Origin of the sequence: Pantoea ananatis LMG 2665 (assembly GCF_000710035.2) — a bacterium.
Lineage (GTDB): Bacteria > Pseudomonadota > Gammaproteobacteria > Enterobacterales > Enterobacteriaceae > Pantoea > Pantoea ananatis.
On the sequence record NZ_JMJJ01000004.1, the window covers coordinates 766294 to 783313 of the forward strand.

13 protein-coding genes are annotated in these 17020 nt (G+C 53.9%); 6 read left to right on the top strand and 7 right to left on the bottom strand.

Annotation, left to right across the window (positions count from 1 at the left end):
* Window positions 1-37: 37 nt before the first annotated feature.
* Window positions 38-937, bottom strand: a complete 900-nt coding sequence (locus EL29_RS05430; RefSeq protein ID WP_026020934.1) for a LysR substrate-binding domain-containing protein — start codon at window positions 935-937, stop codon at window positions 38-40.
* Between the two features lie 99 nt (window positions 938-1036).
* On the opposite strand from EL29_RS05430, the gene EL29_RS05435 reads away from it, so the two are divergent.
* The 4 genes from EL29_RS05435 to EL29_RS05450 all read left to right on the top strand — a co-directional run bounded on the left by EL29_RS05435 (window position 1037) and on the right by EL29_RS05450 (window position 7226).
* The gene (locus EL29_RS05435; RefSeq protein WP_028715028.1) at window positions 1037-2602 is read left to right on the top strand and encodes an NADH-quinone oxidoreductase subunit L; all 1566 of its coding nucleotides are present in this window, start codon (window positions 1037-1039) and stop codon (window positions 2600-2602) included.
* Window positions 2603-2631: 29 nt separating this feature from the next.
* Window positions 2632-5169, top strand: coding sequence for a YbcC family protein (locus EL29_RS05440; protein ID WP_028715029.1), 2538 nt, complete (start codon window positions 2632-2634; stop codon window positions 5167-5169).
* A 609-nt stretch (window positions 5170-5778) separates the two neighbouring features.
* Window positions 5779-6897 (top strand): alkene reductase, encoded by a 1119-nt coding sequence (locus EL29_RS05445; RefSeq protein WP_028715030.1) that lies wholly within the window; start codon window positions 5779-5781, stop codon window positions 6895-6897.
* Between the two features lie 14 nt (window positions 6898-6911).
* Window positions 6912-7226, top strand: coding sequence for an ArsR/SmtB family transcription factor (locus EL29_RS05450; protein WP_014606072.1), 315 nt, complete (start codon window positions 6912-6914; stop codon window positions 7224-7226).
* Window positions 7227-7456: 230 nt separating this feature from the next.
* Here EL29_RS05450 and EL29_RS05455 read toward each other — a convergent pair whose 3' ends face one another.
* The 3 genes from EL29_RS05455 to EL29_RS05465 form a co-directional block, all read right to left on the bottom strand.
* Entirely contained in the window at window positions 7457-7936 is a 480-nt protein-coding gene (locus EL29_RS05455) for a GNAT family N-acetyltransferase (RefSeq protein WP_014593493.1), read from the bottom strand.
* Between the two features lie 308 nt (window positions 7937-8244).
* The gene (locus EL29_RS05460; RefSeq protein ID WP_019105543.1) at window positions 8245-8688 is read right to left on the bottom strand and encodes a GNAT family N-acetyltransferase; all 444 of its coding nucleotides are present in this window, start codon (window positions 8686-8688) and stop codon (window positions 8245-8247) included.
* 289 nt (window positions 8689-8977) lie between these two features.
* Window positions 8978-9580 (bottom strand): site-specific integrase, encoded by a 603-nt coding sequence (locus EL29_RS05465; protein ID WP_015701127.1) that lies wholly within the window; start codon window positions 9578-9580, stop codon window positions 8978-8980.
* A 459-nt stretch (window positions 9581-10039) separates the two neighbouring features.
* Between EL29_RS05465 and EL29_RS05470 the strand changes: the two genes are divergently transcribed.
* A complete protein-coding gene (locus tag EL29_RS05470; protein WP_014606060.1) occupies window positions 10040-11692 on the top strand; it encodes a methyl-accepting chemotaxis protein in 1653 nt (550 codons plus the stop codon).
* Between the two features lie 401 nt (window positions 11693-12093).
* On the opposite strand, the gene EL29_RS05475 is transcribed toward EL29_RS05470, so the two are convergent.
* Entirely contained in the window at window positions 12094-13368 is a 1275-nt protein-coding gene (locus EL29_RS05475) for an MFS transporter (RefSeq protein WP_028715031.1), read from the bottom strand.
* Window positions 13343-14413, bottom strand: a complete 1071-nt coding sequence (locus tag EL29_RS05480; RefSeq protein ID WP_013025464.1) for an amidohydrolase family protein — start codon at window positions 14411-14413, stop codon at window positions 13343-13345. The genes EL29_RS05475 and EL29_RS05480 overlap by 26 nt, the downstream gene beginning before the upstream one ends.
* 731 nt (window positions 14414-15144) lie before the next feature.
* Between EL29_RS05480 and EL29_RS05485 the strand changes: the two genes are divergently transcribed.
* Window positions 15145-15840 (top strand): DJ-1/PfpI family protein, encoded by a 696-nt coding sequence (locus tag EL29_RS05485; RefSeq protein WP_013025465.1) that lies wholly within the window; start codon window positions 15145-15147, stop codon window positions 15838-15840.
* A gap of 239 nt (window positions 15841-16079) precedes the next feature.
* On the opposite strand, the gene EL29_RS05490 is transcribed toward EL29_RS05485, so the two are convergent.
* Window positions 16080-16973 carry a dihydrodipicolinate synthase family protein gene (locus tag EL29_RS05490; protein ID WP_014593499.1) on the bottom strand — a complete coding sequence of 298 codons (894 nt, stop codon included), beginning with the start codon at window positions 16971-16973 and terminating at the stop codon, window positions 16080-16082.
* Between the last annotated feature and the right edge of the window lie 47 nt (window positions 16974-17020).

Sequence of the window (17020 nt, forward strand, 5' to 3'; positions counted from 1 at the left end):
TTGCCCGTTAGCAGGCAAAGAGCGATAGCGGTGATGCTTAATCGTGCGCCGGGCGTTTTTGGCCCGTCAGAAGTTGTTCAAGCACGTCGATACGATGCCGTTGAGGCGTCGTAATGGCGTAGAAGCGCTCCTGCAGATCCGCAGACTGGCCGACGGTGACGAGCAATCCGCTACGCAGTTCATCCTGAACGACGACCTCGGGCAATACGGTGAGCCAGCCGCTGTCACGCGCGATCAGACGCAGCATCGCCATGTCATCGACTTCAGCGCGCACTCTGGGCCTTACGCCCGCTGTGGAACACAGCGCATCAAACTGCGCGCGCAAGGCATGGCGTGGGCCGGGCAGGGCAATCTCCACGCCATCCAAATCTTCCGGGATGCGCAGACTGCGCGATGCCCATTTGCTCGCCGGGCCGACCAAAGAGATGGACTGACTGCCCAGAAACACGAAGTGCAAAGGGCGATCGGTATCCACGGGAACGGTTTCATTGGCCAGCACCACATCGAGCTGATGTTGCATCAACCTGACCAGCAGGCCTTCCAGTAATCCGGACTCCAGCGTCAGCACCACACCAGGATCGGCAAGTGCAGGTCGAATCCAGTTTTCCTGATAATTGCGCGACAGGGTTGCCACGCTGCCCACGCGCAGCCGTGTAACACCGGCAGACCGGCCTTTTAAGCGTCCCAACATCTCCTGACTGAGCCCAAAGATGTTATCGGCATAAGCCATGACCAACTGACCTGTGTCCGTCAGGATCAGGCGGCGGCCTTTACGGATTAACAAACTTTCTCCCAGCCGGTCCTCAAGCTGTCGGATTTGCACCGAAACGGCTGATTGTGAGGTCGCCAGCTCTTCGGCCGCCCGCGTCAGGTGCCCGAGCCTGGCGACTCGCCAAAAATAGAAAAGGTGATGAAAGTTCAGCTGATTGAGGTTCATTTGTTCTGTTTTCGGTATCAATTTATTCAAATAAATATATTTTACAGAATAGTAACCGTCAAGGAACATAAGCTCAGTCACATTCATAAGGGCTATGCGATGAATATCCTTGAAGTTTTATACCTGGTTTGTTTTTTGGCACCTGCTGTTTTAATGGCGGGCTTAGCAGGGCTGACACGTTTAAGTGGGATGTCTACAACGGCGCTGTGGCGTGTGCTGCAGATTGTGTCGTATGGCGCCATTGCCTTCGCAGGCCTGTCCCTTGCCGCGGGCACCAACTGGGCGCAATGGCCTGGTTTAGTAAAAGCAACGACGTTTGGCCTGGTGCTGGCTTTGCTGGTGCAACTGCTTGGCAAAGTCATCGCATCATTTTCTGTGCGTTACCTTGAAGGCGAAGCGAACCAGCGGCGCTACATTGGCGCACTGTCCGCTGTACTGGGCAGTGTTCATCTGCTCCTGCTGGCCGATAACTGGCTGCTACTCATTGCCGCCTGGGCCGCTGTAGGCCTGGCGCTACAGCAGCTGCTTTGCTTCTATCCCGATCGCCCCTTTGCCCTGTTTGCAGCACACAAAAAGTATATTGCTGACCGGATAGCAGACGTGATGTTGCTCGGCGCTTCCGCGCTGGCCTGGTGGGAAGTGGGCAGTTTCTCGCTGTCAGCTTTGTGGGCGCAGATTGCCCAGCAGGGAGCGTCCGTGCCCTTGCAGGCGAGCGCCGTTTTGCTCGTGATGGCTGTTATTCTTCGCACGGCCTTGCTGCCGGTGCATGGCTGGTTGATACAGGTGATGGAAGCCCCAACGCCGGTATCTGCACTCTTGCATGCAGGCGTCGTTAATCTTGGCGGCTTTGTCCTGATTCGCTTCGCCCCGATGTTAGAACAGGCAGGCGCTGCGCGCGTGTTGTTACTGGTTTTCGCGCTGACGACCGCTGTACTGGCAGGCATTGTCATGTTGACGCGCATCAGCGTAAAAGTACGGCTGGCCTGGTCCACCGTCGCGCAGATGGGCTTCATGCTGCTTGAGTGCGCGCTCGGCCTTTACACCCTGGCAGCTCTGCATCTCATTGGCCATTCGCTCTACAAAGCCCATGCTTTCCTGTCCGCTTCAGAAAGCGTAAGACAAACTCGCCAGCAGACGCTGCACCGGACCTCGTTGCCCGGCACCCTGAGTGTGATGCTCGCCCCAGTGCTGACGATTTCAGCGGTGTTTCTGGTGCTGAGGCTGGCAGATCTGGCCGCCTGGCCCTGGTGGTGGAGCGGGGTGTTGGGCATGGCGTGGGCACCCTTGCTGTGGTTGCCTGATGCGCAAGACGACGGCGCTTCACCTGCCTCACAGCTTCTTTTCGGGCTCTTCACTGTTATCGGCCTGTCGATGATTGCCCTGTTTCTGCATGCGCTGCCGCTCGGCCTGCAGGATGCCCCCGATGAACGTCTGGGCCTGATCGCGCTGACAGGAATGGCGGCCTTGTATCTGTGCCAGGTGTTGCTGCAAAAGCAGCCACAACGCCTGTCGCGCTGGCGTCGCTGGAGCTACGCGGGGTTTTACCTGGACGAAGCCTATACGCGCCTGACGCTGCTCCTGTGGCCAACGACCTGGGCATCCGGCAATGCCACGCCCGTTAAACCTGAAATGCCTGATGCACCTGTTGCTGACAGGCCGCGCTGAATAACACTGACAACCCGGAGCGTTTCCTGATGGATACACTGACCAACAAAGAGAAATCCGTGTCGGCGAGCCTGACGCAATCCGCACGCAATGCAGATTCACGGCAGGCCGCCATTGAGCAAGCTTGCCACCGCGCCTGCCAGGCGATTGCACCGGCATGGCCACTGGATCGCGCCATCGCTGTCAATCCTCATTGGGCGCGTATTGGCATGCCGGTGCGCAGGGTGGCCGCACGCATGGCTGCGCTCGGCGGTATTCAGGTTTTCCCTCCGCGCGATCGGCAGATGCAGGCCTGGCGTGAGGGGCGTATTAGCGTTGCCGATCTCACCCAGGCGCTGCACCAGCTACCTGAGGCGCAAGCGGCCGGCCTGACGGTTGAACAGTGCACGCAGGCGCTGCAAGCAGGTAGCCTGCAAGTACAGTTACCGCTGCTGATCGATGTGCTCGACAACGATCCCCATCGCCACAAAAGGTTATCCTGGCGGCAAGCCATCACGCATCAGGTTAGCCAAACCTGTGCGGCTTACTTCGACGAACATCAGGCGAGCTGGCAGCCCGAGCGTCATCAGGGCTTATATGCCTTCTGGCTCGACACGCTGAAGCACGACCATGGCATTGGTCTGTTAATGGGCTTACCGAACATCAGGCAGGCTATCAAGACGTTACCGGATAACGCCGTGGACGCTGGAGGCTGGGTCATTGAGCGGCTTGGCCTGCCTGAAACCGTGTGGGCAGATTATCTGGAGTCGGTGCTGCTTACCGTTAATGGCTGGGCCTCCTGGTGCGCGTATCTCGGCTGGCAGGCAGGGTTGGCGGGCGGTAAGGATGCGCACCTGCGTGAGTTACTGGCTATTCGTCTGGCCTGGGGCATCATCCTTTTAGAATGCAAAGATGATGCCGCCACCCGGCAAGCATTTGCTTCCCTTCAGCAGGCCTGGGCTCAGGCTCCTCACGTGCTGGAGGAGACCGAATACGCGCTGCGGGTTGACGAAGTGTGGCAGCTGGCGCTGGAGATTGGCTATCAGCGTGAGTTGGCGCATCGGCTGGCCACGGCTAAGGGGCAGGATGTGGACGCTGAGGCGATCGAAGTCCAGGCCGCTTTCTGCATTGATGTTCGCAGTGAACCGTTGCGCCGCGCCCTGGAGGCCGCGAGTCCTGGCGTTCAGACGCTCGGCTGTGCGGGGTTCTTCGGCCTTCCGGTTGCGTACACGCCTCTTGCTACCCAAGCCCGGCGCCCCCAGTTACCCGGCTTACTTGCGCCTTCCATCGACGTCAACGACCGAATTGTGAGCGCGAATTCGACGCCATCCCGGGCCGATACAGCGCTGCAAAACGCAGCCAGCAGATCGCGTCAGGCCCGATTTGCCATGGCCGACCAGTGGAATGCCGTTAGCCACTGGCCCGGTGCCGCCTTCTCCTTTGTGGAAGCGGTCGGACTGGGCTACTCCGTCAAGCTGGTGAAGGGGTTACTGCCGGGCAAAAAAGCACGTGCCAGGGACGATCTGGCTGGCCTGGCTGCGCGTTACCGTGCGATCTGCCGTCCACAGTTGGTTGGGCTGAATACAGAGGCTAAAGTTAAGCTGGCGGCGGGGGTTCTTCATGCCATGGGCCTGGCGCAACGTCTGGCTCCGACAGTGCTCCTTGTCGGTCATGGCAGCCAGTCAGCTAACAATGCTCACGCAGCGGCACTGGACTGTGGTGCCTGCTGTGGCCAGACCGGCGAAGTGAATGCGCGCAGCCTGGCCCAGTTGCTCAATGAACCGGCGGTTCGCCAGGGGCTGAAGTTACAAGGCGTGGACGTTCCTGATTCAACGGCGTTCGTGGCTGCGCTGCACAACACGACCACCGATGAAATCGAGTGGTTCGATCTCGACCTGCTGCCCCAGGCGGCGCGTGCACGCTGTGAGAGGATACAACCGATTTTTCATCAAGCCTGCGATCAGGTACGCCGTGAGCGAGCGCCCGGTCTGCAACTGGACCCGCAAGCACGTGAGGATGTGTTACTGGGTCAGTTACGCCGTCGCGCTAACGACGGCGCGCAAACCCGACCGGAATGGGGACTCGCGGGCAACGCTGCCTTTCTGATCGCGCCGCGTCACCGTAGCCGCGGCGTAGTACTGAGCGGGCGCAGTTTTCTGCATGATTACGACGCCAGTCAGGATGTTGACGGTAGCCTGCTGGAGGGCTTAATGACCGCTCCGATGCTGGTTACACACTGGATCAACTGGCAGTATCACGCATCCACTTGCGATCCGCAGCGACTGGGCAGCGGCAACAAGGTGCTGCATAACGTGGTGGGTGGACGCATCGGCGTCTTTGAGGGCAACGGCGGCGATCTGCGCATCGGCTTGTCACGCCAGTCGCTCCACAACGGCGAGCACTGGATGCACGAGCCGCTGCGCCTGACAGTGGTTATCGACGCACCGCAAACGGCCATTGAAGCGGTAATCGGAAAGCATGAGGTCATCCGGCAACTGCTGGATAGCGGCTGGCTCCATCTGTGGCGCTTTGAGGCGGCAGGTTTGGCGCGCTATGCGCGCGGATGCTGGCTCGCGTTGGACCTGTAGCGTACCTGAGGTCGTATTCGCCCCGAGCCGTTTGCTTGAAATCGAGCGGCTGCCTGTTCAGGGCAGCCTCTGCAAATGGCTGTTACCGCCCCTGAAGATAACGGATGCCGTGCCGGTACACATCTTCAGCCACTGCCGATGTACGGGGGATGACAAACGGCCCCAATGCTCTGTCGTGTTTGAGACGCGCAATCCAGGCTTGCTGACCTTCTGCCCCAGATAGGAATTTTACCGAAAAATACAGGCTGCTGGATTAAGTCGCCCGGCAGAGATCAACCGCGCCCTGCAACGCTGCGTGAGTGCGGGATAATCAGCATCAGGGGGCGCAATTTCTGTGGATGTCGTAGATACCAACGCATCGGCGATCACTTCGCACCAGGCGCAACGCCTGCGCCGCACGACATCAGCTTAAGAATGCGCGCGGGATCGTGTTCGCTGTGCGCGAGGAGGAGACATCCACCGTTTTCCTGATGCGGATAGCGGTTTTGTTGGCGTCTTCACTGACGCATTAACAGGGAGCAGGGCGGTATGACCGCACAAATTACACATTTACAAATTTAAATGTGTAAATATAATGTTGTCTTTCTTTCTTCTCACAGGATAATTGTTATGTCGTCTCTCTTCGCGCCCCTGACGCTGGGTGATCTCAGCTTGCGTAACCGTATTGCGCTCCCACCGCTAACCCGTTGCCGCAGTGAGCAGCCGGGCAACGTACCCGGCACAATGATGGTGGACTACTATCGCCAGCGTGCCAGTGCGGGATTTATGGTAACCGAAGGGACGCAAATTGAGCCACGCGGACAGGGATATGCCTGGACACCTGGCATTCACAGCGAAGCACAAATCGCGGGTTGGCGAAAAGTAACCGACGCCGTTCATGCAGAAGGTGGGATCCTCTTTTGCCAACTCTGGCACGTTGGTCGCGTATCGCACAATGAACTGCAGCCCGGAAAGCAGCCACCTGTTGCACCTTCAGCCGTTGCCGCCAGCGGCGTACGGGTGTTTATCGAAACCGGGCCTGGTGCCGGTATTCTGACGGAACCCAGCATGCCGCGCGAGTTAACCACATCGGAAGTGAAAGCGATTGTGGCGATGTACCGTACGGCGGCGGAGAATGCTAAAAAAGCGGGCTTTGACGGTATCGAACTGCATGCCGCCAATGGTTATCTGATCAATCAGTTTATTTCTGAACATACTAACTTCCGCACCGATGAATATGGCGGTTCGCTTGATAACCGCCTGCGCTTCCTGCGTGAAGTTACCGAGGCCGTGAGTTCGGTGTTTGGCAGTCATCGTGTCGGCGTGCGTTTCGCGCCGCTGTTCTCAAACACAGAGGAAGAGCGCGTTTATCTGGGGCTGGTGGAGAGCGATCCGCAGGCTACCTACCTCCGTGCGGCCCAGATGCTGAACGCGCTCGAAACGGGATATCTCTCCATCGCCGAAGCTGACTGGGACAACAGCCCGGATATGCCTGAAGATTTTCGCAAAGCGCTTCGCGAAGCCTTCCGTTCGCCCATTATGTATTCGGGCCGTTACACCAAAGAAAAAGCCGAGCGCATGCTGGAAAAGGGATGGGGAGATCTGTTTGGCTTCGGGCGCACATTTATCGCTAACCCCGATTTACCGGCGCGTTTCAAAATGGGCTATCCGCTGAACGACGTCGATAGCGCCTCACTGTATGGTGGAAGCCAGAAAGGCTATACTGACTATCCTTTTTATTCTGCTTGAGGTTTGAAGACGGCATGACACCCGAAAATGCCATTAAATTACTGGCCAACCCGACACGGGTTGCGGTGCTCAAATGGCTTAAAAGCCCTGACGAAGCCTTTGCTGATTATTCTCAGCTCTATCCCTTCGATCAGTACGGTGTCTGTGCCAGTCTTATTCAGGACAAAGCGGGCCTTTCACAGCCCGCTACCTCACTGTGTCTTAAAGCGCTGCATGATGCCGGTCTGCTTGAGGCCAGTAAGGTAGGCAAATGGACCTACTATCGCCGACGCGAACAGGCGGTATGCGAGATGAATGAGGCGATCATCAGGTCTCTCCAGCAGCTGTAGGCGGCTTCTCAAAGAGGAATGACCCTCTTAAAGCAGTGCATCAGACATTAAAATCACCCGCATATGCGCACCTTCGCTTGCGGCGCAACGCTCACAGACTCGTGGAGAAACGCTCACAAAGCGCCCACAGTAGACTGGATGGATGCCGGAAGAGCAGGGGATACAGGCCGTTAACGTTTAATGTATGGTCAGATAAAACGTTAACCGTCCCGCGATATTGCCTGTCGCTTTCAGGCCGCGTCCGGGCAGGGCAGGCTGAGAACCATCACCGTAACAGATTCACCCGCTACGAGACGTTGTTCACGTTCTTTCCAGCCTAAATTCCGGTAAAGCGCCTGCTTGTCAGGCGTATAGAGCCAGAGTTCAGAAATATTTCTTTCAGTAGCTAATTCAACGATGCGTTTTATTAATGCAGAGCCTATCCCCTTGCCACGATGAGTAGACCGGGTAACAACCTCGCCTAACCAGTACACGCGCTGGGGGTTATCTATAAGTTCATAAAGGATAAGGCTACCAGTAGCAGTCACCTTATTCTCAGCGTCCAGGGCAACCAGGGTAAACTGCTCTGTGTCTGAACTATTACGCTCGGTAAGACGCGTAAGTATCTGCCTGGATTCCGACCATGAAGACAGGTGAGACCACTCATCAAACAGTAACTCCGTCGTCTGATTAAGATAGTCCGGGTCATCCATAAGGTATTTGATGTACATTTTAGACCTGATAATCAACAATTTAATTTTTGTTATAACGTCTTCAGGTTCACGTTTCCATTAGATTCATTATCCGGTACGTATCAGTTTGACAGCCTGACTGAGCTGAAGGTCCGCTATGAGCGAGGAGCGGCCGTTTGGGGTGTTCACAGCAGGTGGAAATTTTACTTACACAGCCGTGTTGGGGTTAACGGGAACCGATCAAGACATAAAATTGCCCGTTCGTTCCTTACACTAACTGAACAGGTAATCGGTAAGCAGGCCGAAAGCGGTGTCGATTTTAGAGAGAAAAGGCATTGGCTAATTTTTCAGCAAGCAGATACCAGAAGCTGACCGGCATTTTTCCAGCTGATTCTGAATACCGGGGCATGATCTGATGAAGGCATATCGGATAATGTTCTCTCCACAATGGTGCCCCCGAGGCGCTGATAAAAAGCTGTTGCCTGGGTGTTATCTTCAAACACCCATAAATAGAGCGGTGACTCATCATCCCTGCTCTTGACCCATTCGGCTGCGCGACAGAGAAGTTGTTTTCCTACACCGTGACCACGTAGTGAAGAGCTTACATGCAGGCTGTCTATATAACAGCCCCACTGCGCGTCATAGTGGAGCTTAATACATATGAAGCCTTCAACCTTTCCATCATATTCAGCTACAAACACTGTTTCGCTTTCATTGCTCTGATTCAGTGCTGAGCGCCAGTGTGAAAGTCGATCTTTCTGCGCCTGATTTTCAAGGAAATCCGCAGACATCACTTTCGTGTAGGTATCTCTCCATCCGGCGGTGTGTAGATGTGCTATTGCATCGGCATCACTGTGCTGAGCCTGTCTTAAGTGAATCACTGTTACCTCTCACAAACGCAATGGCGTTTCATGTTAGCAAAATCACATTCAGTCGAAAATCAGCTTACCAGGTTCAAACCATACATCACATCTTGCGCAAGGATGAAAATGAATCTGGAAAACTCATGGTGACAGAATGCTTACCTCATACGTAAATGTCCGCTTCTGGCACAGGGCTGCTGTTGCAGCCCTGACAAACTTAGACTTCAATCGATTCAGAAATCTCTAACGCATCATCGACTTCAATACCCAGATAACGGACCGTGCTTTCCAGTTTCTTATGACCTAACAGGAGTTGAATCACACGAAGATTCTTAGTTTTCTTGTAGATCAGGTAAGGTTTTGTTCTTCTCATGGAATGTGTACTGTAAAGAGAATCTTCGAGACCAATTTTTGCTACCCACCCATGAAAAATTCGGTTGTATTGCCGGGGTGATATGTGTTGGTTAATACCGACCCGAGATCGGAACAGGTAGTCTTTACTGCGTAAATTGCCAAGCTTTATCAATGCAGAAACAGCCTCTCTTGTCCCTTTGGTTATCTCAAATTGGACAGGGCTGCCGGTTTTCTGTTGTAGCACCGTAGCTCTGCTTGAAACAGAGCTACCATATGCAACATCAGATACTTTGAGTTTTACCAGATCACAGCCTCGAAGCTTACTATCCAGGGCCATATTGAACAGAGCCAAATCGCGCGTTTTACCTTCCAGTTCAAGCCTGATTCGGATCCCCCAGATATGAGATATCTGAAGTGGTCTTTTTTGGCCGATGATACGGTCTTTGTTCCACGGTGATGTGTTCATACTCAAATCTCCTGAAATGTGGGTGATCTGAGTATGGCTGTCCCTCATGAGCGAGAAACGGTCATTCAGGCTATCCGATCAACGGCCAGAGTTTAGAGCCCATTGCCAAAAATGAGACTTCTCTCTGCAGGTGATCCATTTACGGAAACGCAGGACTTGCACCAATAAAATGAGAGTTGGATCTGAGCTGCCTGTATTATTCTTTCTGAAGTTTCCTTCTTGAGAAGGCTTCTGTTGGAGTGCACAACCCCGTGCTTGCCCTTCGCAATGAGTGGATTGCTTCCTTGATGTACTCATCTGACCTCCACCTTGCCTCATGAACCTTTTCTGAAAATTGCCGATAAAACATTCACCGCAATCAAATCATGCGGCTCTGTACACATTACTTATCTTTCCTTTAAGGGAAGTATATTTCGTCAGCACCATGCATGAATGCTGACGCCTACACCAGGAATAAATATGAACAACATTAGAATCGGAGTGCGTCTCGGTATCACCTTCGGGTTTATGGCGCTCCTTGTTATGTTTATGGTGCTCATCGGCATCGTAAAAATTAATGCTCTCGGTAATGCCAATGATGACATATCAGGAAGTCTTTACACCAAAGCCTCCACTTCTCTGTCGATCCGTTACTACACATCAGATATGAGCCGGCTTGCGCGTAATGCGATTCTCCTTAAAGACGTTGCAAAAAGGGAAAAAGCCATCAGCGATTATCGCGGCGAAAGACATGAAGTTGACAGTCTTCTCAGTCTTATTGGTAAGCAGGTGAATACGCCCCAGGGAAGCGAAATTTTCACCCGCCTCAAGGCCCGTGCAGAACTTTTTCTGCCTTTCATTGATGAGGTGGTGGCACTTGCCCAACAGGGAAAAAGCGATGATGCCACCCAACTCCTGTTTGGCCCCCGTTACCAGACTCAGGGAGACTTTATGGCGTCGCTGAAAGAGATGCAGACCTTCCAGGAGGCCCGAATGAGCTCTGCCGCTGCGCAGGCTCGCGCCGACCGTTCGGGTGCGCTGATGATGTTAGTTGTTGCCGGCGTGGTTGCGCTGTTGCTGGCCGCGGTATCTGCCTGGGTTATCACCCGGAGTATCACGCGGCCACTTAATGTGGCCGTTGAGGCCGCCCGCCGGGTGGCGCGCGGCGACCTTACTGGTACCGTCACTGCAGATCGTAAAGACGAAACAGGCATACTGCTGTCTGCCATCAGTGACATGCAGGCTTCGCTGATTAACACGGTCAGCCTCGTGAGAAGCAATGCAGAAAGCGTGGCATCCGCCAGTACCCAGATTGCCCAGGGCAACACAGACCTGTCGCAGCGTACCGAGGAGCAGGCCAGTGCCCTTGAACAAACATCAGCGACCATGACGCAGCTCGGCGTGACGGTAAAAAACAACGCAGACAATGCCCGTCAGGCCGGCCAGCTTGCTGTAAGCGTTCGGGACGTGGCAAATAAAGGCAACGAGGCCACCACGGCCATTACCGGCACAATGAAATCTATCAGCGAAAGCTCCGGCCGTATCGCTGAAATCACCGCCGTCATTGACGGCATAGCTTTTCAGACCAACATTCTGGCGCTGAACGCCGCAGTGGAAGCGGCCCGTGCCGGCGAGCACGGCCGGGGATTTGCGGTGGTGGCAAGCGAGGTCAGGTCACTGGCACAGAGAAGCGCTTCGGCTGCGGGTGAGATTCGGCAGCTGATTGCAGCCAATGCTGATACTGTGGGACAGGGTAATGCACTGGTGATTCACGCGTCTGAAACGATGTCAGGAATTCTCTCCGCCGTAGGAAAGCTCACAGACACTGTTGAAGAAATCAACTCCGCCAGTGCCGAGCAGGCTCGTGGGATTGAGCAGGTAGGCATTGCCGTTACGGAGATGGACACGACGACACAGCAGAATGCTGCACTGGTTGAAGAGTCGGCCTCCGCTGCTTCAAGCCTCAGGGAGCAGGCGGAACGGCTTCTACAGGCTGTGTCTGTGTTCAGTCTGAGTGGCCCTTCTGCGCTTTCCGTTGCTCATGTGCCCGCCACGGTTGTAAAGCCGGGTTTTAAAACCGCAGCTGTAAAAACCCGCGCGGAAGACGAAGACGGAAGCTGGACGCATTTCTGATCGGTGTACAACGCCTGCTGCTGACGTGATGCAGTTAAGACTGAATGCTTTCGATAAAATGGTTAAATTTCTCCGGCTCGCCGGAGAAATATCAGAGGCATAAAGATGTTAACCGGACAAAATTACACGTCATTAATGCATTCAGATCCCAGCTAAGTCCGCTTCTGGCACAAAGCGGACATCATTTTCAGCAAGAAAAGTAAAAAGCGAAAGCCGAATTAACGATCTTCCGACAATCGGCCTGTGGCAGCAAGAGTCGCACGTCATTAGGGTGATGAATTGATCGGAAGCGGTGGGCCCGGAAAGAGGGTTAGCATTGTACTGACCATCGGTTGTCTCTCCGCGCCACTGAATAAAGCACGACCAAAACAGCCGTGCCTTATCAGGCTAAAGGAAAAGGGCTATTGCAGCTTAATGCCTTTCGTTTCGGGTGCCATCCACACGACAACCATCGCGGCGATAAAGGCCACAACGGTAGTCGCCAGCCCTGCGGTAAATCCTCCTATGCTGGCAACATAGCCAATGAGTAGCGGCGCAATAAACCCACCTAAGCGACCGCCGTTATAAGCCAGACCCATTAAAAAGCCGCGTGACTGTGTGTCGCCAATCATTTCGGCAAGGAACGGCCCGGAGCCGGCAAAGATGCCGTTTACACCAAACCCCGCCATAAAGATGGCGGCCATCAGAATCAATGGCTGAGTTGTCGCCAGATACAGGCCGACTGCCACAGCGCCGATAAACAGGTAGATCAAAAACATGGGTCTGCGTCCCCATTTATCTGCCAGGAGTGAAAACACAAGGAAGCCGGCAATCGCACCTGTTTGTAAGGCCAGTACAAATTTCAGGCTGTGCAGGAAATCAAGATGCTTCACTTCACGAAGATAGGTGGGCGTCCAGGTGAAAACCCCCCAGAACAGATACTGAATGAAAAAGATAAAGGTAAAGGCCAGTAACAGTCCTTTGAGGTTTGTTTTGCCCGACCGCGCCGTTTGGGTCGGTCTGTTAATCCGTTCCCGCTGGCGTGCCAGCCACACTGGCGATTCAGGCGTGATATAGGCAATGACCATCATGATAAAAACCGGCAAGGCGCCAATCATGAAAAGGTATCGCCAGCCGCCGTTTTCCAGTTTGCCTGTCATCGCCGTGACCAGTGCCGTCAGCCCAATCGCTAAAATGGCCCCTACCGGCAGTCCCATTTGCATCAGTGCACCACCCCGGGCACGGCGTTCAGGACGCCATGTTTCGGCGATGAGTGCTGCGCCAGAGGTCCACATCCCACCCATTCCCAGTGCCCCGCAAAATCGCAACAAAACAAAGGTTTGTTGATGATGAGAAAAGGCCAGGAGTCCTGAGAAAAGCGAATAGATCGTAATACAAATGAAAGCGGTTCTGACCCGTCCGATTTTGTCGGCGACCATCCCGAACAGAATGCCGCCAATGATCTGTCCGCCAGCCGTGGTGCTGATAAACAGACCCAGTTCAGTTTTGCTGACAGCAAACACCACGCCAAGCACAGGCAATAAAAGCGATAGCAAAAATGAGTCATAGCTTTCAAAAGCCCACCCGAGCCCACCCAACGCGAGCGTTCGTTTTTCTGCCGATGTTTGAGAGAGTGTCAGGTTGGCTTCATTCTGTTCCAGTGGATGAGCCTCATGCGGTCTTGATTTGATATTCATCAGCATTCTCCAGGGAAGATAAGCGATAGCTTAACGCTGCGGTGCGCCAGAAAAGATGTGCTTTTTCCTCGACGGACGCGTGCTCCGCCAACCGTTTGCAGGCGTTCCAGAAAACGCCATAGCTGAACATGCCTTTGTCGACCGGAAAATTGCTTGCAAACATACAGCGCCTGACGCCGAACGTTTCGACCAACGTTTCAAACAGTGGCCGCCAGGCGAGACACAGCGCCCGCGAGTCTGGCGGTGTGGCGCTTTGTGCGAAGGGAAAGCCCATGACAGTCATACCAAAGCCGCTGATCTTCATGCTCACGTTTGGCCGTTCAGCCAGAGCGGTAATGGATTTTTGCCACGCCTGAAAGGCGGTATCCCTTTTGCTGGCATAAGGCCCCGTGCCGAGCGGCCCGCCGCAGTGGTCCACAATGATATGAAGATCGGGCAACGCATCTGCCAGCGCAATAATGTCATCAAGCTGGGTGTGGTAAACCCAGACATCCAGCGAAAGTCCGTTCCGGACAAGGCAGGCTGCGCCTTTGCGAAATGCGGTAGTGGTGGCAAGGCCAGCAGGGGGTGTGACAGGGCTTGATACAACGCGAGGATCACTGTGCCAGGCAAGCGGATTACGCAGCCCTCGTAAACGTCCACCAGAGCGCGCCATCATGAGTTCAATGACGGGTTGCAGGTCATCCTCTGCCAGCAAACTGACACCACCCACTATCGCTTCGCAGCCTGATGCCTTGCCATAATGGCCACTGTCAAACATAGCGGCAGCGCCGCTCGCGAACTCAACCTCACCGACTGGCCTGAAGGTTTCTGGTCCGTTACGGCGCAGCATGGAACGGCACTGCACATAAACCGTCGACAGAACCCGGTGTCCGGACTGCTCAATATCGTGGCTGAAATCAGGAACCAGATAACGTCCTGACTGGCGATCCCATAAGTGATGATGAGCATCGACTATCGCCAGATCGGGCATCAACGCTTTTTCGTGATGCAGTGCCAGCCAGTTTTCTCTGACAGGCAAATGCGGTGCATTAACTGTCTCCATCGCTTCCCCTTATGCTTTTTAACCGCGTCTGTTTTGACGTTGCTCACAGGGCTCAGAAGCCAGGCTGAATGCAACTCAGGGTTTACAGGGTAAAACTGTGTTTTACAGAATGAATCGACTATAAAGTCATTTCCTGAGGGCAAGCCAGTAAAAAGAGAATGTTAATCGTGTAAATAAGGTGTTAATCACAAATAGCCTTTATTAACACCAAAGTTGCGTTTCAGAGGGAACATCCAGGTGCAAACTTTACGTATCAATCAGTAGAACATGGGCGAAAAGCGGACGTTGGCCATTCATATATCTATGATTTTTACGTTGACTTGCTTAGATGGATACCATTAATTCAGAGACTAATTGGCATGCTCTGAGGTTGCATATGTTGATTTATAACGTTTTTGGGCGGCCTTTTCGCCGCGCTGCTTCAGCGTGGCCAGCAGCTCGAAGGGATGGGGGGCCGCCTGGCCTGCACCCCAATAATCACAGCAATGCTGAAATATCAATGTCTGCTCCTGGCACAAAGCGACTATGCGTAGGTGATGTCTGCGATGAGCGAGAATTGGATGTTTTACCCATAAATCATCCTGACGTTTGGGTGGGTCATAAATTGCTTAACGCTACGATAATAAAGCTGGGTTAAACATGAGATCCATTCGGCGCGCGTCTGTTTTTACGCAACGATTGCCTTTGGTGAAGGAAAAGCCATTATATCTTTTTAGGTTAAAGGATTTTCTATGCGTGATTCTGCAAGCAAATCAATCGGGCTGCTCCTGTTCCCAGCGCTTACTCAGCTTGATCTTACCGCGCCATATGAAGTTTTCGTCAGGGCACCCAATACAAAGGTTCATCTCATCTGGAAAAACCTGGACCTTGTTGTTTCCGATCGTGGTATGGCTATACAGCCAACGACCACTTTTAACACATGCCCACAACTGGATGTAATTTGTATCCCCGGAGGGCCTGGTCAGATAAACCTAATGGATGATGAAGACGTTCTTTCATTTATCCGTTTCCAAAGTGAAGAAGCAAAGCTGGTGACTTCTGTATGCACTGGTTCGCTGATTCTGGGCGCAGCAGGACTTCTGGATGGATATAAAGCAACGACGCACTGGGCTTCTCTGGACCAACTCGCTCTGTTAGGTGCGGAGCCGGTTAATGAGCGCGTCGTCCGTGACCGTAACCGTATAACCGGCGCAGGTGTCACTTCAGGTATAGATTTTGCGCTCACCGTTGTATCAGAAATGCACGGGAGCAGTATTGCTGAAAATATTCAACTGCATATGGAATATGATCCCGCACCGCCGTTTACCTGTGGCTCGCCTCGAACTGCATCTGAAGAGCAGTTAAAAAAGGCGCGGGAACAAACAGCGCCATTTATTGAAAAGAGGCGACAGGCGACGTTAAAAGCCGCAGCCAGACTACAGAAATAAGGCTTAGCGAAAGAGGGGAGTTCCCTTTTCGACTTTCACTCCCCGCGCCTGGCACAAACCGGACATGTCCATCAGCAACGCCCGCATTAAACCGGGCAGCGGACAACGCGATCTCACGCTCTGCACGAGTGCTTGAAACCTGCCCGGCCAACGGCGCTCATAATGATAAGGCGCATTATTAAGATTATGCTCCAGCCAGATATGTTGAGGATCGGCGGATAACCGATCCTGTTGGCGCGTTATTTAAGATCCAGATCTGCAATCACACCTGCGACATCGGCAATATCTTCTTTCGACAACGGCAGCAGGGGACGAGGCAGACAGTCTGGATCGGTAAGCCCGAGTATGCCTGCTGCAGCGGCGATTACACGGATGCTTCCCCCATGTTTACGAAACAGCGCCCATAAAGGTTCCAGACGGGTAGTGAAGGCAGTCACGCGTTCATGGTCGTTAACTGCGGCGGCCTGCGTAATTTGTTTGGCGGTTTCCGGAAACAGACCACCGCAAACGGAATACCAGACTTCACAACCGGCATTTAACCCCAGACCGGCACTGGCGTCACCGCTGATACCAATGGTCATGCCAGGACGAAGATGTTGCCGTAATGCATTGACCCGTTCAGCCGCAGCAACGGGATGATCCGATACGCCTGGAATTTTAACTGAGCGAATGCCCTTCAGTGACGACAGCTGCCCGTGCAGTTCATCTGTGAACGTGAAATGCGTGGTCCGTGGGTTGTCATAAACACAAACCGGGACTGAAACATGTCGGGTAACCGTCTCATAAAACGCATAAACCTCTTCATTACGCAGCGGCTGGTAGCTCATCGCCGGAAGCAGCAACGCATCAGCGCCTGCAGACTGCGCATCTTCAGCCAGATGCAGCACGGCATCGGTGCTCATTGCACCCACGCAAACCATCATGGGGATTTGCCCGGCAATCTGACGGGCGAGCGTTGCGACGCGTTTACGCTGTTCCCTGCTCAAATAGGCATAGCTGCCGGTTGAACCCAGAATACCCAACGAATCGACACCGGCTGCCGTCAGGCGAGCCAGAATCTTAGTCAATCCCTCTTCATCGACACCACGCGCCGTGACAGGTGTTAACGGGAAAGCAGACAAACCGGTAAACATTCAGTTTCTCCAGAGCAGAGTTGAAGGCGTTATTCGCCGATGAGGGT